Raw genomic sequence first — 20,213 nt, 5'->3', positions numbered from 1 at the left:
GACGATGGGGCTTCATTCACCGCGGGCTTTAAATACAATATCTGAATATCTGCATGGTCTTATTCTGGCCCACCGGCTTTGCACGCGTGATGCTTTTACTTGTCTGTAAAATGTTTCACGTGAAACATTTTCGTGTTTTTCCCAAAAATTATTGATTTCGACGCGATAAAACGTGTTTGCTTAAAAAATCAAGTCTGGTGCGAATCATTAACGCGGATTATAACTCGAACATGCAATCCATTTCAGAACCCGTAAAAACATGGTTTGAGACCGATTTGAATGTTTCACGTGAAACATTGGACCGTCTTGGCCTTTATGCTGACCTTGTTGTCAAATGGCAGCCGAGGATCAATATCGTTGGTGCCAGCACGGCTGATGACGTCTGGACACGTCATTTACAGGATTCTGCGCAACTTTGGCCGTATGTGGAAGACGTTGCCCGTGGCGGGAAAATTGTCGATTTCGGTTCCGGGGCAGGGTTCCCAGGGATCGTTTTGGCGATTTTGGGTGCGAATGACGTGATTTTGATGGAATCAAACACCAAGAAAACCGTGTTTCTGCTGGAAGCTGCGCGGGTTTGTGGGGTGCTGGGCCAGATCGAAATTGCTCGCGAGCGTATTGAAGTCGCCAACGCGCGTGAAGCCGACGTGATTACAGCCCGTGCATTTGCGCCATTGCCAAAGCTTCTGGAGCTTGGGCAGCGGCATCTTAAACCGGGCGGGCATTATGTGTTGCTAAAAGGACGTGCCTTTGAGGAAGAGCTGGCCGATGCACGTGCAGCCGGTTGGGCATTCACTGTAACCACCCATGCCAGCCTGGTTGATCCAGAAGGCGTGGTGTTGATTTTGCAAGGAGTTGACCGGTGACCGACGTTATTGATTTGCCGCTTTCAATCTCTTCCGAGGCCGGTCACCGGCCGCGGATCATTGCCGTGGCCAACCAGAAGGGCGGGGTTGGTAAAACCACGACCACGATTAATCTGGCAACTGCGTTGGCGGCTGTGAACCAGCGGGTTTTGATCGTTGATCTTGATCCGCAGGGCAACGCAAGCACCGGTTTGGGCCTGCGTCCGTCTGAGCGCCAGATAAGTTCTTATGACGTGCTGATCAACGGCAACACGCTGGAAGAAGCACGCAAGGCAACTGCTATTCCGCGCCTGACGATTGTGCCATCAGGTATGGATCTTTCTGGGGCGGAGATCGAGCTTGTCGATTTTGAACGCCGCGAGATGCAGCTTAAAGAATCGCTCGGTCGGTTGCCGCATGATGTCGATTATGTGCTGATCGATTGCCCGCCGTCACTTGGCTTGCTGACACTTAATGCGTTGGTTGCCAGTGATGCGGTTCTGGTGCCGCTGCAGTGCGAGTTTTTCGCACTGGAGGGGATCAGCCATCTGGTACGCACCATTAAGCGGGTGAAAAAGGCTTTTAACCCTGCTCTTGAAATTCAGGGCATTGTTTTGACGATGTATGACAAGCGTAACAACCTGTCAGCACAGGTAGCCAATGACGTACGCGACTATTTTGGTGATGTCGTTTACCGCACGGTGATCCCGCGCAATGTCCGTGTATCAGAGGCGCCAAGCCACGGTACGCCGGTGCTTGTCTATGATATGAAATGTCCGGGGTCGCGGGCATATCTTAATCTTGCAAGCGAAGTTCTGAAACGCGAAGGGGTGAAGGCATGAGTGAGGCAAAAAAACGCGGTTTGGGACGGGGGCTATCGGCCCTGCTGGGCGAGGAAGACGATGATGTCGGTGCAGCGGTTGCTGGTAGCAATGAGGCTGTTGCTCATCCAGGCCCTGGCGGGACCACACAGCTGATTGCCATCACCGATCTGAAGCCATCACCATTCCAGCCGCGCAGCAATTTTGATGACGAGGCGATTGACGATCTGGCGGCATCGATTCGTCAGAAGGGTATTATTCAGCCGATTCTTGTGCGGGCGTCCTCTACAGGTGAAACCAGCTATGAGATCATTGCCGGTGAACGTCGCTGGCGAGCTGCACAGCGGGCGCAATTGCACGAAGTGCCGGTTCTGGTACGTGATTTTGACGACAGGGAAACCGCCGAGATTGCCCTGATCGAAAACCTGCAAAGGCAGGATTTGTCGCCACTCGAGGAATCCGAAGGTTATAGCCGCCTGATGAGCGATTTTTCGCATACCCAGGAGGCATTGGCTCAGGCGCTTGGCAAAAGCCGCAGTCATATTGCGAACAGCCTGCGTTTGTTGACGCTTCCTTCACCGATCAAGCAGATGTTGTCGGATCGTGTGCTGAGCCCCGGTCATGCGCGGGCCCTTTTGGGGGCGAATAACGCGGTCGAGCTCGCAAACCAGATCGTCAAGAAGGGGCTAAACGTTCGCCAGACCGAGAAACTGGTGAAAAGTGACGGCGGTAAAACCGCGCGCCAGAAGAAGCCTTCGTCGGGACGCACAAGCGATAAAGATCCAGATACAGTGGCACTGGAGCATGATCTTAGCAATATGTTGGGGTTGGCAGTAAATATCGATTTTGACGGGGCGGGTGGTAAAATCTCTGTTAGGTATGAAACCCTTGAGCAACTTGACGATATTCTCAAACGTTTGAGTCAGGGACGGTTGGGCGAGTCGGCACAGGTTAATGACGAGGATGATCCGCTTGTTCCCGAAGGTGAGGGGGACAACGAATTCGATTCGATGTTTATCGATGATGATCTTCTGACTGACGAGCTCGAATCGATTGCCGACGCGACCGAGATCGCGCTGGATGCCGATGACTCGTTTCTAGACGAGCCAGAAGGCGATATGCCGATTGAGCAGGATGAAGTCGGTGAAGAGGCGCTTGAGACATTGTCGGACGCGAAAGTCCTGAAGAGTAAAGCTCATGGAGCCCTAAGTAATAGCGACGAATAGATTTTTATAGCCAATCCGCAAACGATAAGCAGCCCCGTACGACTCGGTCAGCGGGGCTGTTTTCTTTTTGCGAAATATGTACGGTCGTTAGCGTCTGCCCTGCTTCTGGCGGGCAACGGCGACCTTGATCATCGCGCGGTGTGCGATCGTTTCGGGGATGGCGAGCCCACTTTTACAATCCTTTTCGGCTTCTAGCAGGATTTGCAGGGCGCGTTGCAGATTTCCCAATGCCCAATTCTGCAGATTGGCGCGAAACTGATCTGCGGCCTTGAAAAACAGGGGGGGCCGCAACGATTTCATCGCCTGTTCGGCATTCGTGCCTTGTGCCATCTGGCCTTTGACCAGATGCAGTTTTTGAAAATAGCCGATCATCATGCGAAGTGCGCCAACCGGATTGAGGCCTTCTTCGACCAGGCGGGTCAGGGCGCTATCGAGGCTTGCGACATTGCCCTGGGATACGGCTTGCACGACATCGTCATAATGGCGGGCGGAACTATCCCCGACACAGGCCATCGCGTCAGCCAATGTGACCTGACCTTCTTTCAGAGCGTAAAGAGCCAGTTTTTCAAGTTCGCTTCGTGAAATCATCCTGTCAGAGCCGAGATTACCGACCAGATAGCGTATGGCATCGCGATCAATGCGCAGTTTGTGATCTTCCATGACGGAATTGATCAGGGCTTCGATATCCCGGCCGCTGTCGGCATAGCAGGGCAGCGCCATACCATTACCGGCTTTCTCGACCGTCTGACGCAGTTTCGATTTGGACGCAAGGCTGCCGGCTTCGATGACGATCAGGGCATCACCGGCGGGATCGGCAAGGAAATCGGCAATTACGGGGGCCTGTGCCTCGCCAATGTCGCGGATTCGGATCACACGGCGCCCACCGCCGAAACTGATTGCGGCGGCTTCATCGCGCAGACGGCTGGCGTCTTCCTTAAGCTGGGCAGTGCCAAGTTCGATTACGCGGAATGGGTCCTTGAGATCCTCGACCACGGTTTTGGCAAGTCTGACCGCACGTTCTCGTACAAGCCCCTCATCCTCGCCATAGATCAGGACGAGTTGCGCCTTGGCATCGGGAGCGCGAAGGAAATTTTCGGCCTGTGCTGCCTTGAGCTTCATGGCGTGATATTACCTAACGTCCGCTGCGCAGGCCAACGGCGACCTGATTGGCAAGCTGTCGGGCAAGATTCCGGGCAGCGTCTGAGCGGGCGGCGGACTCTGCTTCTAGTGATGCAAAGTCGGAGTCGACAAGGTTGTAAGTTGTTCGGGCGCGAAGCGTGCCTGAACGGAGTATTCTTGAGTCGGAAATTCGAGAAAGTTGGTACTGGGCGCTCAAAATGTAGTCGGCAATGGTTGCTTCATTGTCCTTGGTATAACCGAGTTCGGAAGTTGATTCATCAAGAGTAATATCGAGGGTATATTCCGGCCGAACAGTTTGGCCGCGCGGGGTCAGCGTTTCGACCAGAACGTTACGTGTTATTTGTCCGATTCGGTCTTCCATCATCGATATTTTGACCCTCGCCATATCGGCCGCGGTACTGTCACCGCCTTTATCCTCGGCATAAAGAGGGCGGAAGCCGCAAGCGGTGAGGCCGGTCAGGGCAAGCACGGCGATAATCGATAACAGGGCGCGCAACGTCATTCCTCGCTATTTTTTGCGTGATGGTTTTTGCCAAAAGGCGCATGACCAAGACGATACAATAGTTCCGATCCGATCAAAGGGCAAAACAGAGTTAGGTTCGTGATGAAAGAAAGTCTGAGTTCAAGATCTTTAGCTGAATCGCTGTTATTTGAAAGAGACTTGAAGTCGCTGCGCAGGTTCGCAATGGCCGTATTGAACCGACCCTTTTCAAGCTCGTCCACAATTTTGCTTTTCGGCGTATCTCGTAAACTGTGAGTCTGGGCTTCAGGCATAAAGGTAAAGGGCTGCTCGCCTATCGCCAGTTTGCTCCAAACCTGACGCAGCCATCGCCAATGGCCGATCAGGCTGCTTTGGGTAATATGCAAAGGACGATCAAGTGGCACATCTGCCAGAAGCGTGAGGCACAAGATATCACTGCCTATCTGGGAATGAAGCTTTGCCAGATTGTTTTCGATGAAGTCTGTTGAAACCGATCCTGCATTTTTTGGCTGGCGGGGAAAATCCTTTTGTTCTTCCCAAGCAGGAAGCAGGCCAAGAATTTCGCACGCGATTGCAAGTCGCCCAGCGCGCAGATCATCCCCGTATTGTGATAATGCAGGTCGATGAAGGGCCAAGACAAACCCCCATTCACGTGTCAGCGAATGGGGGTTGTATTGATCTGACACATATATAGGTGTGTCTAGCATATCCAAACAGAATGCTTATTGTGCGGTTGCGCTGTCAATGCGCAGTTGACGCGCACGGGTCAGAATCGAGTCTTCCATTGCGGTTACCGTACTTGGTTCAACCACAGCATCCGCCCATTGGTCCGTGCCAACGCGGACCTGGCGGAATACAGCGACCTTGATTGCGTCGGAGCGAAGGGCGGTACCTAGGATATAGCCGGTAATCTTGAAACGCTCGTTTGGTGTTTCCGGCGGGCTGTACCAGTCGGTGATGATTACACCGCCAAACGGATCGGCCGAATTGAGCGGCATGAAGGACAGCGTATCAAGCGATGCGCGCCACAGGAAGCTGTTCACACCTATACCTGTGCCTCCGCCTTGATTCTTGCTATCGTCTCCACCCAGAAAATTAAAGCCGTCGGGACCAAACAGGGTCCCTTCTTTTTTCTGATCCGCGATTGTTTGCGAGCGGCCGGTTGTTCCAACACGTTTGTCACCCGGCGCGGAGCCCGGATAACTATCATATTCGGATTGGGTGCCCGCACCACATGCTGCAAGCAGCAAACATATTGCAACCGGGGCAAAAAATTTAACAAGAGACAATCGCACGGTCCATTCCTTGTCCAAGGCATCAGAATTTCTGTCCGCACTATAGGGCCGACACGGCTTGGAGCAAACAAAAACATGTGTGTCAAATATGCAACTAAGATGCGGAAATGTATCTTTTCGATCACAGTGTTGTTGACGCGCCATAGTTTTACTGGCTCCATTACTCCCGAACCGAACGGCGAAAAGTCGTTCATCTAATTTTTGTAGGCGGTTTTCCGCACTTGCAAAGACGTTGAGGGAAAAGATGAAAAAGATTCTGTTTGCTTCCAGCGCAATCGTCGCTGTTGCTTTCGCAGGCCAGGCTTCGGCTTCTGAGCCGATTAAACTGTCGGTTGGCGGTTTTATGGAACAGTGGGTTGGTTTTGCTGACCAGGACCTCGATGCAGCTGGTGGTCGCGTAAACGCGTTCCAGTCTGACACCGAAGTTTACTTCACCGGTTCGACCACTCTTGATAACGGCATCGAAATCGGTGCTCGTATCGAGCTCGAAGGCGAATCTTCGACCGACCAGGTTGACGAGCAGTTCCTGTTCGTAAACGGCGGCTTCGGTCGTATCGAAATGGGTAAAAACGACAGTGCGGCTGACGCTATGGGTGTCACCGCTCCGCGCGTTGGTCCGGTTGGTCCGAACGATGGTGGTATGGAAGATTGGGTCAATATGACCATTATCGATACCGTTCCGTCTTCTGGTGACCAGAACCGCGTTACCTACTACACCCCGAACTTTGGCGGTTTCCAGGCTGGTGTGTCGTTCGCTGATGACAGCCGTACCAACGGCACTTTCGACAAGAGCGTAACGACCACCACGTCCAACGGCGTTACCTCTACGAATGTTGGTGGCCTGACCTCCGATACTTCGGGTGCTGGTGACAACATCGTCTCTGCTGCTGTTGCTTACTCGAATGACTTCGATGGTTTCTCGCTTGGTCTGTCGCTTGAAGGTGAAAACCAGGGTGAAGGTAACTGGTATGGCGCTGGCGTAAACGTTGGCTTCGGCAACTTCACCGTTGGCGGCTCTTACGGCACCAAAGAAGAAGATTACGGTCTGACTTCGCGTAACAGCACCGCTGGCCTTGACGATACCGATGCATTTGACCTTGGTGTTTCCTACGCCATGGACGCAGCGTCTGTTTCGGCAACCTATGCTTATCAGGAAACCGGCAGCACCGAAACTCAGGGTGCTTCGGTTGGTCTGAACTATACGCTCGGTGCAGGAGTTTCTTGGCAGTCGTCTGTTTTCTGGTTCGACGAAGACAAAGCTGGTACGACCAGCGACAACGACGGCTACGGTGCTATTACCGGTATCGCGCTGTCCTTCTAATAATTCTCTATCGAGAGCTAGAAGCGGAAGAAGGGAGCGAGAAATCGCTCCCTTCTTTTTTTGTTTTAGGAAGCTGTGAGCGGTTAGGTACGTCAGATCATCTTTATGACATCATGGCTGATCTTCGTTTTACGACTTAGAACTGATAATTCAGCCTTTCGTAGCGAGCACACATAAATGGATAGGCGGTCATTTATCTGGAAGCATATTTTACCGGAGGCCATCGGGTTTTATTCTTGTAGCTTACGGTCAGAAAAAATGACGAAAAAACGGCAATATTTGTGATTAAAATATCACACGTAATGACATAACTGGTCATCGGTCATTTAAATCAATTGACCATAAGTCATTATATCCGCTTTACTCTCGCTCAGTGATCAGCTGACATGTTGTGTGGAATACGGTGTTGCTGATCGGCTACAGATTATAAAGAGGGTAAGATGAAAAAGATTCTTGTTGCTTCCAGCGCGCTCGTTGCTGTTGCTTTTGCAGGCCAAGCTTCCGCTTCCGAACCGATCAAATTGTCGGTTGGCGGTTACATGGAACAGTGGGCTGGCTTCTCTGACGAAGATACCACTGCTTCCGGTGGTCGTAAAAACGCCTTCCAGTCGGACACAGAAGTTCACTTCAAAGGTTCGACCACGCTTGATAACGGCATTGAAATCGGAGCTGTAATCGAACTTGAAGGTGAAACCTCCTCTGACCAGATCGACGAACAGTACCTTTACATTAATGGTGGTTTCGGTCAGTTCAAACTGGGTAAAGACGATAGTGCCGCCGATGACATGGGCATCACCGCACCGGCAGTTGGCCCGGTTGGCGTCAACGACGGTGACATGGACCAGTGGTCGAACGTTTATCTGATCGACACCGTTCGCTCCAGCGGCGACCAGAATCGTGCGACCTATTACACCCCGGTCTTCGGTGGTTTCCGTGCAGGTGTGTCGTTTGCTGATGATAGCGGCAAAAACGGTACCTTCAACAAAACCGTAACCACTTCAGGTACTTCAACCACTGTTGGCGGTCTGAGCTCCGATACTTCGGGCGCTGGCGACAACATCATCTCCGCTGGTCTGGAATTCAACCGTGACTTCGGTGGTGTATCGCTTGGTCTGTCGGCTGTTGGTGAAAACCAGGGTGAAGGCAACTGGTACGGCTTTGGTACTAATGTTGGCTTTGGCAACTTCACCGTTGGTGGTTCTTATGGCCATACCGACGACGATTATGGTCTGAGCTCGCGTGACACTGCCGGCCAGGATCTGGACGCATTTGATATTGGTGTGTCTTACGCCATGGATGCTGCTGCCGTTTCCCTGACCTATGGTTATGAAGATTTCGGTACCGGTGACGTCAGCGCGGTTGATCTTGGTCTGCGCTATGCTCTTGGTGCTGGCGTTTCGTGGCGTTCGTCGGTCTTCTGGTTCGATCAGGAGAACGATACCACTGCTGATAACGACGGCTACGGTGTTGTAACCGGTCTGCGTCTCGACTTCTAATTCATCCAGAATTAGTACGATTTGAAGGGGGCGGTTTTCAGCCCCCTTCTTATTGCCAATCCCGCTGCGTTGAAAGACGCTGAGCGGGATTTTTATTTAGAAATGATCGATTTTTCTGTCGGTTGCGAAGGGGTTATCCGCCGGATATATTTTTGTCGGTATTAAACGACCTATGCTTGTTTTATGCCGTGGAAACAAAAATTCGCGCAGGCAGAGGGAATGCCTGCGCGATAATGTCATCTTTGTCCATGTGTGTGGAAGGCCATCTTTCCAGTGTTTGTTGCTTTTGGTATCAAAGTTAAATGACTATAGGTCATATAATTAGGTAGGGCCGAATTTGCAAGGCCTTCTTCAATAACGTGATTCTCCGCTAAAAATTAGGCGTCATCGTCGGGTGTGCCAATTATGTCAAAGGGAGGGGCAAAATAAAGACGGCGGCTTTATTGTAATTGACCGACGGTCATTTTAATCGTTTTATCAGCCGGGAGAGTTCGGGCATGTATATCGATACAAATGTCCGGTTCACACGTAAAACCAAGAGGGTAAGATGAAAAAGATCCTTGTTGCTTCCAGTGCACTTGTCGCTGTTGCATTTGCCGGTCAGGCTCAGGCGTCAGAGCCGATTAAATTGTCGGTTGGTGGTTACATGAACCAATGGGCCGGTTTTGCCGATCAGGAAGTCGGTGATCGCAACAATGCCTTCCAATCCGATACCGAAATTCATTTCAAGGGCTCGACCACCCTTGATAATGGTATTGAAGTTGGTGCGGTGGTCGAGTTAGAAGGCGAAACGTCCAGTGACCAGATCGATGAACAGTACCTGTATGTCAGCGGTAATTTCGGTCGTATTGAGATGGGCAAAAACGATAGTGCAGCCGATTCGATGCAGATCGTTGCGCCAGCAGTAGGTCCGGTTGGCGTTAACGATGGCGACCTCGACATCTGGGTTAACTCCTATCTGATCGACACGACTGTCCCGAATGGTGATCAGAATCGCGTCACGTACTTCACGCCGAGTTTCAGCGGCTTCCGCGCTGGTGTATCCTTTGCGGATGATAGTGGTAAAAATGGTTCCTTCGACAAAAACGTCTCGAACGGCGCAATCGGTGGATTGCATTCCGATACCTCGGGTTCTGGCGACAACATCGTTTCTGGTGCCCTTGAATATACCGGTGACTTCAACGGTATTTCACTTGGCGTTTCCGCGATTGGCGAAAACTGGGGTGAAGGCAATCTTTTTGGTGGCGGTCTGAATGTTGGTTTCGGCAACTTTACCGTTGGCGGCTCCTATTCCCATACCGACGATGACTATGGCTTCAGCGAAGGTAGCCGCAATCCGGACGATACCGATCAGTTCGACGTTGGTGTTTCCTATGAAATGGATGCAGCAGCTGTATCTCTGACCTATGGCTATGCTGAATATGGTAATGGCAGCCGTGGTAACGGTACCGGTGAAATTAGCACCGCCGACCTTGGCCTTGCCTACACCCTTGGTGCCGGCGTTGCCTGGAAATCATCGATCTTCTGGTTCGATGACGAAGTCGATGGCGCAGAGGACAATGACGGTTACGGCGTTGTCACCGGTCTGGCACTGACCTTCTAATTCCTGGGAATTAGCGTGATTTGAAAAGGGCGGTTTTCCGCCCTTTTCTTTTTTGTCCAACATCCGTTGTTCTGGCTCAGATCCCGATATCCTGACGCAGAAAAGCTAAAAAGCGGTCTTTCTGTGCGACAAGGTCGGCGACGCAGGGAACCGGATTTTCGGTCACAAGCCGTTCGGCCAGTGCCCTGTCAGAATTGACCGGCAGGTTTCCGAGTTCCGACATTGGAAGTCGGAGGCTACCCATGCAGCCGATTTCACCCGATGTGGTTGCGCGCAATTTTGCAAGCCCGCAGGGCGCTTCGCAGAACTCGCCTTTATAACTGCTTTGCCAAGGGTAAAGGTTGTGATGGCGGCCCTGTAAAACGGTGGCAGAGGCCGAGCTATAGATACCAATGCCGGGCGTTTGAAACAGCTTGGTGATATGGGCAGGTCCGCTATCGGCCAGCACGACATAATTCTGTTCCCGGATGAAGGACACGAGATTTCCAATGGTTTTGAAACCGTCAACGACGCGGATATTCGGTGTGTTGAACGACCCGATCGTGTCCTTATATTTCTTCATTACCCCCTGATAGGCGTTGAGGATCAGAGTGGTTTCAAATCCGGCTTGTGCAAGGAGTTCCGTGGTTTCGTGCACTAGTTCCGGGGGAAGGGTGCGAAGGGGGGATGAGGCCATTGGCAGGATGCCAATTTTCATACCCGATGCCAGTTTCGGTGCGCGTTCGGATGCAAGCGGGATCGGCGGAACTCCGAATGCCTCGCAAAGTGCCTCTTCCGGGTTAACCGGCATGGTCGCGATATCTTTCCAGCCTTCCATCTCGCTGAAATCGATCAGATAGTCGAATGTTTTGAGGCGTTTGGCGGAGATGAAAAGCTGAAAGATCGTGATATCGGGGATGGTGGCGAATATGTCAGACGCCGTACCGCTATTGAGCACAGCGATTTTCGCGCCGGGATATTTTGTTGCAAAGGCACGCAGAAACAGAACCATGCCGACACAATCGCCAATCGCATCGTCCGGGATCAAAAACAGGACCTGTTTCCGGTCAAAATCGGTATCGGCCCATGCATCGCTGGCAAGCACATCAGGTTGAACGCTATCTGATATGATTTTTACTGATGGCGCATTGGCAAGAATTTGCTGGCGCAAAAGCGATGAGGTGCGCGTCAGATAGGCCGGGCTGTTATCCGATGCCTGCATGAGGTCCGGGCTGACATTGGGCAGGCCGAACTGAAACGGCTGTTTTGATGCAAACCGGGTAAATTTCTTACGGGCGGGATGGTGATGTGCAGGCATTTTCGGGCGATCTCCGGTCACCTTTTGCTCGGTGTTATGTGGCAGAGAACCCGATCCCGGCCAAAGATGCAACGCCCGATCCCCTTAACAGGGCAACATTGTTGGGTTTTATGCCGCCAAGGGCAACGGGGATAAGGCCAAGACTGAGGCAAAAAGCAGTTCTTTGAAGGAATATCGAAAACGTCATGCCCGGTTGACCGGGATGGCTTTGGGTGGCAAAAACCGGCGAGATCAGAACACCATCGGGACGTTGATCGGGTGCGAGAAGTGCCAGCTTGCGCAGCGTTTGCAAGCTGTGGCAGGCGGATGTCACAAACATGTCGTGTGGTATTTGCCGATAGATATGTGGTCTTTTCTCGATGCGGTATTCCGGCAAATGAATACCATCGGCATCTAGGCGCAAGGCCAGTGCAAGATCATCGGCAATCAGGCAAAGGTGACCATATTGGCGACAGGTTCGCCGAACGATGTAGGCAAGGTTTGCACGGTCCTTAGGGTTGAGCCCGTAGTGTCGGAAAATTACCATGCTTCTGCGCGGCAGACCGATGATTGCCGGGATCGGATCGGGCATGCGTTTGTCGTCGGTCATCAATATGATCGGCGGGATTAGGCAATCAGGACCGCCATTGCGCAAATTGAGTTGGCGTGCCTGCTTTGCCAGTGTGGCATCCATTGATAGTATCCCGATTCTGTTTCACCGATTCCTGTACCGATTTGGGCCATCATCCATGAGCGATCAGCATCTGTCATCCGGCAATCCCGACATCGCGGCCAATCTTGCCGAGATCCAGCAAAATATCGATAAAGCCTGTACAGCGGTTGGTCGCGCACCCAGCGATGTCACCCTGATCTGTGTCAGCAAGAACCACGATGCCGATCATGTGCGACCCGCTCTTGTCGACGGGCGGCGGGTGTTTGGTGAAAACCGGGTACAGGAAGCAGCAGGGAAATGGCCGGGCCTGAGGGATGAATTCCCTGATATCGAACTGCATCTGATCGGGCCGCTTCAGACCAATAAGCTAAAAGATGCGGTTGCGTTATTTGATGTGATCGAAACCGTTGATCGTCCAAAACTTGCCAATGCGCTGGCAAAGCATCGCGATACGACCGGCGAATGCCCTGATCTTTATATCCAGATCAATATCGGAGAAGAACCGCAGAAAGCCGGAATAGCCCCGGCCGATGCCGATGATTTTATTATCGATTGCATCGAACGCCTGAAATTGCCGATCAAGGGATTGATGTGCATCCCGCCGGTGGATGAGGAACCGGCACTGCATTTTGCCCTGTTAGGCAAAATTGCCGACCGTCATGGTTTGGCCATTCGAAGCATGGGCATGAGTGGCGATTACGAAGCAGCAATCCGGCTTGGCGCGACCCATATCCGTGTCGGGACAGCAGTTTTCGGCTCACGGGGCTATTAAATCGCCAGATGAAGCCTTTTAAAGACGGCTGAAACCCTGTTTTTATTGTTTTCGACGCAAATCTGATGCTGTAAACGCCGATTTTTCTATCTTTAAGGTGTGATTTCGGTCAACTGCCCGAATTTGGCAGAAAATGTGGATAACTGGCCCGGACGTATAAGACGCGTTCAAAGCCGTTTTGTGACGAAAAAAATCAAAAATCCCGCCAAGTGAATTTAGCCCGGCGGGATTTTTGCAAATTATTTGTATTTCTGCGGTTTGTCTGGGTCTGGTTATGGAACGAGCTTGTAGCCGCCAGGCTCGGTGACCAGGATCGTCGCGTTTGACGGGTCCTTTTCGATTTTCTGGCGCAGGCGATAAACGTGGGTTTCCAGCGTGTGGGTGGTGACCCCGGCGTTATAGCCCCAGACCTCGTCAAGCAGGGTTTCGCGTGTGACCGGTTTGTCGCCCGCCCGGAACAGGAATTTAAGGATCGAGGTTTCCTTTTCCGTCAGACGGACTTTTTTCTCGGTCGTGGTTTCGATCAGAAGCTTGGCACTGGGTTGGAAGCTGTAGGGGCCGATGACGAAAACCGCATCCTCGCTTTGTTCATGCTGGCGAATATGGGCACGAATACGCGCCAGCAGCACGTTCAGGCGGAACGGCTTGGTGACATAGTCGTTGGCACCCGACTCCAAGCCAAGGATCGTATCAGAATCGCTGTCGGCACCGGTCAGCATGATGATCGGGGATTTGACCCCGGCGCGCCGCATCAGTTTGCAGACATCACGACCATCTATATCGGGCAGGCCGACATCAAGAAGGATAATATCGTAGTAATTTTCTTTGGCGACTTCGAGGGCGTTTTGGCCACTATTGGCGACGACACATTCGAATTCCTCATGAAGCCGGAGCTGCTCGGTGAGAGACTGGCTAAGTGCCGCGTCATCTTCGACCACCAGAACCTGTTTACCTGTCGACATTCGCCATCCCTTGCTGCTTGCTAAATCCCGCCTATATTCTGGGCCTGCCGACGGTTCTTTTTGTGGCATTGTTCTCGTAGGCCCGCCATATACTTAGGATTAGAGTCTCATACTGCGATTTGAAGAACAAACTGTTTTCGCTTTAGCCCATTGACGTGCACCTTATCCAGCCCCATACCGACCGGATCGCGATGTTGTGATCATCCGTGTATGACCCAGAAGAAACAAAGACTGCAATGACCCAATCTGCTGCCGTGCCATCAAAAGCCAATGTTTCCGCGACCGATCTGGTGACCGTATCGCGTGCTGTTGCCGATTTGCGGCGCGGTGAAATCGTTCTGGTCCAGGGACAGGCAAATGGCATTGCCCATTGTGTGGCGGTGATTGCTGCCGAACCGCTTTCCGACCACGGATTGGCGCGCCTTCATGACATTGCTGGCAAAAGCGGAAACACCGCGATTGTTTTGCCGCGCGTGCGGGCCAGATCGCTCGGCAAGACCTGTAAAAACGATCATTTCATTGCTTTTGTCAGCGCCAAAAAATCCGCTGTTGATGCGAAAGCGTTGGCCGAGATAGCCAATCCGTTGCTGGATCTTGAAAGCATGCCAGCTGGCGCGTGGCGTCCGGTCAATATGGCCGAAAGTGCGGCCATTCGCCTTGCGAAGCTGGCTCGGTTGCTACCGGCGGTGGTGACAGCACCGGTTGACCCCGAACAGCTTGAAATGCTGTCAAAGGCGCAGAACCTTCTGGTGCTTCAGTCCGAGAGCATCAATGGATACGAAGACGCATCGGCCGCAACCCTGCGCCAGGTCAGCGAAGCGCGCGTTCCGTTGGAAAATGCCGAGAACGCAACGGTTATCGCGTTTCGTCCGGAAGATGGTGGTCAGGAACATCTGGCGATTGTGATTGATGAGCCGGCAAAAGATCAGCCGGTTTTGATCCGGCTGCATTCAGAATGCTTTACCGGCGATTTGATCGGGTCGCTGAGATGTGATTGCGGACCGCAATTGCGCGGAGCGATTGCCGAAATTGCGAAAAGTGGGCAGGGCGGAATTATTCTTTACCTGCGACAGGAAGGGCGCGGTATCGGGCTTGTGAACAAATTGCGCGCCTATGCATTGCAGGACCGCGGTTTTGATACGCTGGATGCCAACGAGGAACTTGGTTTTGATGCTGATGAACGGGTTTATCGGCCAGCTGCCGAAATGCTGCGTCAGATGGGGTTTGAAACTGTCCGGCTCCTGACCAATAATCCCGAAAAGCTTACCGGGCTTGAAAGCTGGGGCGTGACGGTTGCCGAACGTGTGCCGCACAAGTTTCCGTCCAATGGTCATAACGAATTTTATCTTCAGACCAAAAAGGACCGCGCCGGCCACCTGTTTTGAGTCGCGCATAACGGAATCCGCCTGATTATGACTGCCTGATGCTACCCGGCAGAAGATTCCGACAGGCAGTTCTGCGTCAAATTCTCTTTCAATAAACTCCCTTAAAATCAATACCTTAACCAGAAACAAAACTGGCACTCCTTTTGCAAAATAGTTGGCAAGAGGAGGACTGATATGTCGATTGGTGCAGATTGGCGGCAAATATCGCCCGGTAACGGGGCAAGCATCGCAAACGGAACGGCAGGCGGCGGGTCTGCTGGATCGGGTGCAGCCGAGCAGCTTGTTGATGGTGCCGAAGAAGGCCGCAGCTTTTCCGAATATATGTTCGGAAAGGACGGCTTTGAATTCACCGATTTCCTCGATGTGATCAATCCTTTGCAGCATATCCCCGGTGTGGGCATGGTTTACCGCAGCATCACAGGCGACGAGCTTGGCAATGGTGCGCGCGTTGTTGGTGGCGGTCTGTTTGGCGGTATCTTTGGTCTGGCCGGTGCGGCGGTTGATGCGGTTGTCGATCTGGCGACCGGTGAAGATACCGGTGCGCATATCATGGCGATGTTTGAAGGTGACGAGGCCCCGGCAGATCAGCCGATGATGGCCGATGCATCGCTCGAAGGTGGCCCAACTGGCGGGGCAAGCGATCTTGTCCTGCCGTGGATGGTTGGTGACAGGTCAATGGCCGGCGAGGACGGTTTACCGGTCGATCCCGCCGAACAAGCAACGATTACCGATGCTGCCCCGGTGGCCGGTGTTGAGACACTGGCGATGAACGAACAGCCGGGTACTGCGACCCAAACAGGTACCATGGCCTATAATGCGGCTGATCTGGTGACGCCTTGGGGCGGGGCGGTTAGCAATGCCAATGCCGCAGCTGCCTATGGTGCTGTTAAACCAGTTGCAAGTCCGGCTGTCTCTAATGCTCAAACCTTGGTGCAATCAGTTGCCCGACAGCAGGTCGCAACGTCGTCAGCTTCAATGTCAGCAGGCGATGATCCCGCAATACAGACCGCCCAGCGTCTTTTGGCCAAGGCAGGGGATGATGTGGCCGGAACCAATATCGACGCGCAGGATGCCGATCCGGCCGAACTGGCCGTAGCAATTGCACGTGCCGGGCAGAGTGATATTGCATCAAACATGACCATGCGCACCGCAGAGGACAGCCGCAATGGGCATCAGGGCATGATACAGCGCGCATCCTTTAGTAGCGAAAATGGTGATACGGTCTGGGCACGAGCGCAAAGTTCCGGGCGGTTAAGCCGTGGAACATCGCAATTTGGCGTTGCGCCCGAAATTGCTGCCCGGGAGGCAAAATATGCCAAGATCAAGCAGGGTGACGTAACCAAACCGGCAAATTCACAAGAAGCAGGTTCGGGGCAGCAGGGCCCCTTGAGTGCTGCGGAAATGGCCGCACGGTTTAACGCAGCCCTTGGCCGTGATCGGTCGCAAACCATGGCAAATGATGCCGTTGCATCGACCAATGCGGTGGCACAGGACAAGCCTGCATCAGGTCAGCAGATTCAGCGCGATGATAGGGCAAATTTGGAGCGCGACATAGCGCGCAATGATAGCGCAGGCAGTGCCGAAATGGTCCATCCATTGATGGAAAAAGCACAAAGCCACAGCAATAGTGACGCCCCGGTCGGAGTCTGGTTCAGTCAGACCATGATGGACGGGCTTAAGAAATACCAGGCAATGCAGGAAGGTCGCCAGCAGCCCGCAGGCAATTCAATCTGATTACCTGATCATAAAGTATCAAAAAACCCGACAATCGTTTGATGTCGGGTTTTGTTTTGATTTGGTAACGAATCCTTGGCGATTTTAGCGATTAAGGAAACCGACGATTTCCTTGACCTCTTTAAGGATCGGCTGGGCAATGGCATCCGCACGTTCTGCACCCTTTGCCAGAACTGCGTTGATATAGGTATTGTCGGCTTTAAGACGTGCCATTTCTTCGGTGATTGGTGCCAGTTTTTCGACAACAACATCGGTCAGCGCCTGTTTGAAGCCCGAGAACTGGGTTCCACCATGTTCTGCCAGAACGTCAGCAACATTTGCATCGGTCAGTGCAGCATAGATGGTGATCAGGTTTTTGGCCTCGGGGCGGCCTTCAAGACCCGCAGCCTCGCTTGGCAGCGGTTCCGGATCGGTTTTGGCCTTGCGGATTTTCTTTGCCAGCGTGTCGGCATCGTCGGTCATGTTGATGCGCGACATATCCGATGCATCGGATTTCGACATCTTTTTCGAACCGTCACGTAGTGACATCACGCGCGTTGCCGGACCAAGAATCAGCGGATCTGGCTGTGGGAAAAACTCGACGCCAAAATCGTTGTTGAATTTGATCGCAATGTCGCGGGTCAGTTCAAGATGCTGCTTCTGGTCTTCGCCGACCGGCACATGGGTCGCCTTGTAGGCCAGAATGTCGGCGGCCATCAGGCTGGGATAGGCATAAAGACCAAGTGATGCGTTTTCACGATTCTTGCCGGCCTTTTCCTTGAACTGGGTCATCCGGTTCAGCCAGCCGATGCGCGCGACACAGTTGAAAATCCAGGCCAGTTCGGCATGTGCCGAAACTTGGCTTTGATTGAACAGGACATGTTTTTCCGGATCGATGCCAGATGCAATCATGCTGGCAGCAAGTTCGCGGATGTTGGAACGCAGTTCATTGGGCTCTTGCCAGACGGTTATGGCATGCAGATCAACGACGCAGAAGATGCATTCGAAGTCTTTCTGCAGCGCGACCCAGTTGCGGATCGCACCAAGATAGTTGCCAAGATGAAGGTTACCGGTGGGCTGAGCACCCGAAAAAACACGTTCCATAACGATATCGTCCATTTCCAAAAATGTGTTGAGTGACCTGCATGCTCCGCCAGGTTTTGGACACCCGCCGGCGGACGAGCCTGCAAATCTTCGGGCGGGAGTTAAGCCGCCGGACCGGATTTGGTCAAGCGGCTTGTCCCGAAATGACGGAAATAAGGTGCAATAGTCGTCTTCAGGCAGTGTTGCCGCGTTTAAGAGTTGCTTTCAGTTCCGAGAAACTGGTCGCGCCCGAAAGCTGCGCGGTGACGGCGTAAATCAGCAACCCGCCACTGACCAGCCCGGCCATGGTGATGACGCGCGTGATTGAAAGGGCGTCATTTTGCCACAGCCATTCGATGGCAAACCATAGGGCAAGCCCCATCAGAACCGATGACAGCAAGATGCGTGGTACCCGGCGTTTAAGCCGGTCGTCAAAGACCAGATCACCGCGTTTGTGCAGAATCCAGCCAAGCGCGCCTGCATTGATCCAGACCGAGGTCGAGGTTGCTGCTGCAATGCCAAGATGGCCGAAGGTCGGCATCAGGGCGATGATCAGAACGATATTGATCACCATGGCGGAAATGCCGATGCGGATGGGCGTTTTGGTATCTTCGCGCGCAAAGAATCCCGGCGCGAGAACTTTGACCAGAACCGACGCGGGCAGGCCAAAGGCAAAAATGGTCAGTGCCATGCCAGTCATCAGCGTTTCGCTGGCGCCAAAGGCACCGCGTTCAAACAGGACATTGATGATCGGAATACCCATTACGCCAAGCGCAACCGCGGAAGGCAGGGTCAGCAGCAATGCGATTTCGATGCCGCGATTCTGGCTATACATCGCGGTTTTGGCATCCGCGCCCTGAAGCTGGCGTGACAGGGTCGGCAGAAGGGCCGTGCCAATCGCGATCCCGATGACGCCAAGCGGTAATTGATGCACGCGATCGGCATAGTAAAGCCAGGATACGGCACCATCCGAAACAAGAGATGCCAGCATGGTATCGATCAGCAGGTTCAACTGATAGACGCCTGCACCGATCATGCCCGGGATCATGCGTTTGCCCAGCAACTTGATCCGGTCATCAATTTTGGGCAATTGCCATTTGATGGCAAAACCGGCGCGTTTGCAGGCAATCATCAGACAGATGAACTGCGCGATACCGGCAATCGCAACCCCCCATGCCAGGGCATGGGCCGGGGTTTCGGTCATCGGTGTAAGTCCCAGAAGGGCAGCGATCAGACAGATATTGAGGATGATGGGCGCACCCGCTGCCGCGGCATAGCGGTGCAGGGTGTTAAGTACACCCGACATCAGGGCAACAGCCGAAATGAAGGCGAGATAGGGGAAGGTAATACGCGACAGTTCGACGGCAAGGGCGAATTTTTCCGGGTCTTCGGCAAAGCCCGGCGCAAAGACATGCATTGCCCAAGGCATGGTGATTTCGATGATCGCGACCAGAAAACCGGTAATCAGGATCAGCATCGACATGGCGCGTGCGGCAAATTCACGCGCGACATCAAGGCCGCGTTTTTCGATATCACCGGCGAGCAAAGGTACAAAGGCTGCGTTAAACGCGCCTTCGCCAAACAGGCGGCGGAACAGGTTGGGAAATTTGAAGGCGACGAAAAAGGCATCGGCCATGCCACCGGCACCTAGCATCCCGGCAATCATGATGTCGCGGGCAAAACCTAGAAGACGCGAGATCAGGGTAAAACCACTGACTGTGGCAATGGAACGTACGAGCGACATTCGCGATCAAATCCAAAAAAGTTATGAACCAGAATGTGTTTTTAACCGTGGCAAAGAGTCCCACCGGGTTCGATAGTCATGAAATCTGCCAGTCGAAGGTGAATAACTCGTAATGACGGCGGATTAGCGGTGAGTGAGCCGCGATAATTTTTGCCTAAATGGGCGCACAAACATTGAACTTTTGTGAAATGGGCTGTGGTTTTGTAAAAAATGCACGGGGTTGTGACAACCGTCACAGAAAATATGCTGCAATACTCATACATTGCAACTCGCTGAGGATTCGTTGGGACGCGAGCCTCGCTATTCTGACCGGACGAGGGATAAAGGCGCTCCACCTCAACCTGCTGCACTCCGAGGAATATGATGTTACGGGACAA

At 52.9% G+C, this 20,213-nt stretch carries 18 protein-coding genes; 9 read left to right on the top strand and 9 right to left on the bottom strand.

What is annotated here, in order from left to right:
* Positions 1–230: 230 nt before the first annotated feature.
* Genes rsmG through P8T57_RS08755 form a run of 3 tightly spaced genes read left to right on the top strand, consistent with a single transcriptional unit; the run spans position 231 to position 2,892 of the window.
* Complete coding sequence (rsmG, locus tag P8T57_RS08765; RefSeq protein ID WP_341365199.1) at positions 231–866, top strand: 16S rRNA (guanine(527)-N(7))-methyltransferase RsmG; 636 nt, start codon at positions 231–233, stop codon at positions 864–866.
* Complete coding sequence (locus P8T57_RS08760) at positions 863–1,687, top strand: ParA family protein (protein WP_007088522.1); 825 nt, start codon at positions 863–865, stop codon at positions 1,685–1,687. The genes rsmG and P8T57_RS08760 overlap by 4 nt, the downstream gene beginning before the upstream one ends.
* Positions 1,684–2,892: a ParB/RepB/Spo0J family partition protein gene (locus P8T57_RS08755; protein ID WP_341365198.1), complete on the top strand. Its 1,209-nt coding sequence runs from the start codon at positions 1,684–1,686 to the stop codon at positions 2,890–2,892. The genes P8T57_RS08760 and P8T57_RS08755 overlap by 4 nt, the downstream gene beginning before the upstream one ends.
* An 87-nt stretch (positions 2,893–2,979) precedes the next feature.
* Here P8T57_RS08755 and holA read toward each other — a convergent pair whose 3' ends face one another.
* The 4 genes from holA to P8T57_RS08735 all read right to left on the bottom strand — a co-directional run bounded on the left by holA (position 2,980) and on the right by P8T57_RS08735 (position 5,802).
* A complete protein-coding gene (gene holA, locus P8T57_RS08750) occupies positions 2,980–4,011 on the bottom strand; it encodes a DNA polymerase III subunit delta (protein WP_341365197.1) in 1,032 nt (343 codons plus the stop codon).
* 13 nt (positions 4,012–4,024) lie between these two features.
* The gene (lptE, locus tag P8T57_RS08745; protein WP_062950074.1) at positions 4,025–4,534 is read right to left on the bottom strand and encodes an LPS assembly lipoprotein LptE; all 510 of its coding nucleotides are present in this window, start codon (positions 4,532–4,534) and stop codon (positions 4,025–4,027) included.
* The gene (locus tag P8T57_RS08740) at positions 4,531–5,148 is read right to left on the bottom strand and encodes a hypothetical protein (protein ID WP_341365196.1); all 618 of its coding nucleotides are present in this window, start codon (positions 5,146–5,148) and stop codon (positions 4,531–4,533) included. Before P8T57_RS08740 ends, lptE begins: the two co-directional genes overlap by 4 nt.
* 87 nt (positions 5,149–5,235) lie before the next feature.
* The gene (locus tag P8T57_RS08735) at positions 5,236–5,802 is read right to left on the bottom strand and encodes a DUF3576 domain-containing protein (RefSeq protein WP_341365195.1); all 567 of its coding nucleotides are present in this window, start codon (positions 5,800–5,802) and stop codon (positions 5,236–5,238) included.
* A 250-nt stretch (positions 5,803–6,052) separates the two neighbouring features.
* Here P8T57_RS08735 and P8T57_RS08730 point away from each other — a divergent pair, with 250 nt between their 5' ends.
* The 3 genes from P8T57_RS08730 (at position 6,053) to P8T57_RS08720 (ending at position 10,228) form a co-directional block, all read left to right on the top strand.
* Complete coding sequence (locus P8T57_RS08730) at positions 6,053–7,129, top strand: porin (protein ID WP_341365371.1); 1,077 nt, start codon at positions 6,053–6,055, stop codon at positions 7,127–7,129.
* Positions 7,130–7,569: 440 nt separating this feature from the next.
* Entirely contained in the window at positions 7,570–8,625 is a 1,056-nt protein-coding gene (locus tag P8T57_RS08725) for a porin (protein ID WP_341365194.1), read from the top strand.
* Between the two features lie 547 nt (positions 8,626–9,172).
* Positions 9,173–10,228: a porin gene (locus tag P8T57_RS08720; protein WP_341365193.1), complete on the top strand. Its 1,056-nt coding sequence runs from the start codon at positions 9,173–9,175 to the stop codon at positions 10,226–10,228.
* 76 nt (positions 10,229–10,304) lie between these two features.
* Here the strand turns inward: P8T57_RS08720 and P8T57_RS08715 are convergent, their stop codons facing one another.
* Positions 10,305–11,525 carry a glycosyltransferase family 9 protein gene (locus tag P8T57_RS08715; RefSeq protein ID WP_341365192.1) on the bottom strand — a complete coding sequence of 407 codons (1,221 nt, stop codon included), beginning with the start codon at positions 11,523–11,525 and terminating at the stop codon, positions 10,305–10,307.
* A gap of 34 nt (positions 11,526–11,559) precedes the next feature.
* Positions 11,560–12,198 carry a thiamine phosphate synthase gene (locus tag P8T57_RS08710; protein WP_341365191.1) on the bottom strand — a complete coding sequence of 213 codons (639 nt, stop codon included), beginning with the start codon at positions 12,196–12,198 and terminating at the stop codon, positions 11,560–11,562.
* A 55-nt stretch (positions 12,199–12,253) separates the two neighbouring features.
* Here P8T57_RS08710 and P8T57_RS08705 point away from each other — a divergent pair, with 55 nt between their 5' ends.
* Positions 12,254–12,949, top strand: a complete 696-nt coding sequence (locus P8T57_RS08705) for a YggS family pyridoxal phosphate-dependent enzyme (RefSeq protein ID WP_051682175.1) — start codon at positions 12,254–12,256, stop codon at positions 12,947–12,949.
* Positions 12,950–13,221: 272 nt separating this feature from the next.
* Here the strand turns inward: P8T57_RS08705 and P8T57_RS08700 are convergent, their stop codons facing one another.
* Positions 13,222–13,911 (bottom strand): response regulator transcription factor, encoded by a 690-nt coding sequence (locus P8T57_RS08700; protein WP_341365190.1) that lies wholly within the window; start codon positions 13,909–13,911, stop codon positions 13,222–13,224.
* A gap of 236 nt (positions 13,912–14,147) precedes the next feature.
* On the opposite strand from P8T57_RS08700, the gene ribA reads away from it, so the two are divergent.
* Both ribA and P8T57_RS08690 read left to right on the top strand, forming a co-directional pair.
* Positions 14,148–15,296 (top strand): GTP cyclohydrolase II, encoded by a 1,149-nt coding sequence (gene ribA / locus P8T57_RS08695; protein ID WP_037988982.1) that lies wholly within the window; start codon positions 14,148–14,150, stop codon positions 15,294–15,296.
* A 174-nt stretch (positions 15,297–15,470) separates the two neighbouring features.
* Positions 15,471–17,030 (top strand): hypothetical protein, encoded by a 1,560-nt coding sequence (locus P8T57_RS08690; RefSeq protein WP_341365189.1) that lies wholly within the window; start codon positions 15,471–15,473, stop codon positions 17,028–17,030.
* 84 nt (positions 17,031–17,114) lie between these two features.
* On the opposite strand, the gene trpS is transcribed toward P8T57_RS08690, so the two are convergent.
* On the bottom strand, positions 17,115–18,113 hold the full coding sequence (gene trpS / locus P8T57_RS08685; RefSeq protein WP_341365188.1) for a tryptophan--tRNA ligase: 999 nt from the start codon (positions 18,111–18,113) through the stop codon (positions 17,115–17,117).
* A 172-nt stretch (positions 18,114–18,285) separates the two neighbouring features.
* The gene (gene murJ / locus P8T57_RS08680) at positions 18,286–19,836 is read right to left on the bottom strand and encodes a murein biosynthesis integral membrane protein MurJ (protein ID WP_114094242.1); all 1,551 of its coding nucleotides are present in this window, start codon (positions 19,834–19,836) and stop codon (positions 18,286–18,288) included.
* Between the last annotated feature and the right edge of the window lie 377 nt (positions 19,837–20,213).

The sequence above is a fragment of the Thalassospira sp. SN3W genome, assembly GCF_038070535.1.
GTDB classification, from domain to species: domain Bacteria; phylum Pseudomonadota; class Alphaproteobacteria; order Rhodospirillales; family Thalassospiraceae; genus Thalassospira; species Thalassospira xiamenensis.
The sequence above is the reverse complement of the archived record's forward strand: the minus strand, read 5'-3'. Positions and strand labels throughout refer to the sequence as shown.

What these genes read in the sequence shown, in the direction of transcription:
- P8T57_RS08725 (WP_341365194.1), top strand. Translation starts at nt 7,570, where the DNA reads ATGAAAAAGATTCTTGTTGCTTCCAGCGCGCTCGTTGCTGTTGCTTTT.
- P8T57_RS08710 (WP_341365191.1), bottom strand. Translation starts at nt 12,198, where the DNA reads ATGGATGCCACACTGGCAAAGCAGGCACGCCAACTCAATTTGCGCAAT.
- rsmG (WP_341365199.1), top strand. Translation starts at nt 231, where the DNA reads ATGCAATCCATTTCAGAACCCGTAAAAACATGGTTTGAGACCGATTTG.
- P8T57_RS08705 (WP_051682175.1), top strand. Translation starts at nt 12,254, where the DNA reads ATGAGCGATCAGCATCTGTCATCCGGCAATCCCGACATCGCGGCCAAT.
- ribA (WP_037988982.1), top strand. Translation starts at nt 14,148, where the DNA reads ATGACCCAATCTGCTGCCGTGCCATCAAAAGCCAATGTTTCCGCGACC.
- P8T57_RS08700 (WP_341365190.1), bottom strand. Translation starts at nt 13,911, where the DNA reads ATGTCGACAGGTAAACAGGTTCTGGTGGTCGAAGATGACGCGGCACTT.
- P8T57_RS08715 (WP_341365192.1), bottom strand. Translation starts at nt 11,525, where the DNA reads ATGCCTGCACATCACCATCCCGCCCGTAAGAAATTTACCCGGTTTGCA.
- trpS (WP_341365188.1), bottom strand. Translation starts at nt 18,113, where the DNA reads ATGGAACGTGTTTTTTCGGGTGCTCAGCCCACCGGTAACCTTCATCTT.
- P8T57_RS08730 (WP_341365371.1), top strand. Translation starts at nt 6,053, where the DNA reads ATGAAAAAGATTCTGTTTGCTTCCAGCGCAATCGTCGCTGTTGCTTTC.
- P8T57_RS08755 (WP_341365198.1), top strand. Translation starts at nt 1,684, where the DNA reads ATGAGTGAGGCAAAAAAACGCGGTTTGGGACGGGGGCTATCGGCCCTG.
- holA (WP_341365197.1), bottom strand. Translation starts at nt 4,011, where the DNA reads ATGAAGCTCAAGGCAGCACAGGCCGAAAATTTCCTTCGCGCTCCCGAT.
- P8T57_RS08720 (WP_341365193.1), top strand. Translation starts at nt 9,173, where the DNA reads ATGAAAAAGATCCTTGTTGCTTCCAGTGCACTTGTCGCTGTTGCATTT.
- murJ (WP_114094242.1), bottom strand. Translation starts at nt 19,836, where the DNA reads ATGTCGCTCGTACGTTCCATTGCCACAGTCAGTGGTTTTACCCTGATC.
- lptE (WP_062950074.1), bottom strand. Translation starts at nt 4,534, where the DNA reads ATGACGTTGCGCGCCCTGTTATCGATTATCGCCGTGCTTGCCCTGACC.
- P8T57_RS08690 (WP_341365189.1), top strand. Translation starts at nt 15,471, where the DNA reads ATGTCGATTGGTGCAGATTGGCGGCAAATATCGCCCGGTAACGGGGCA.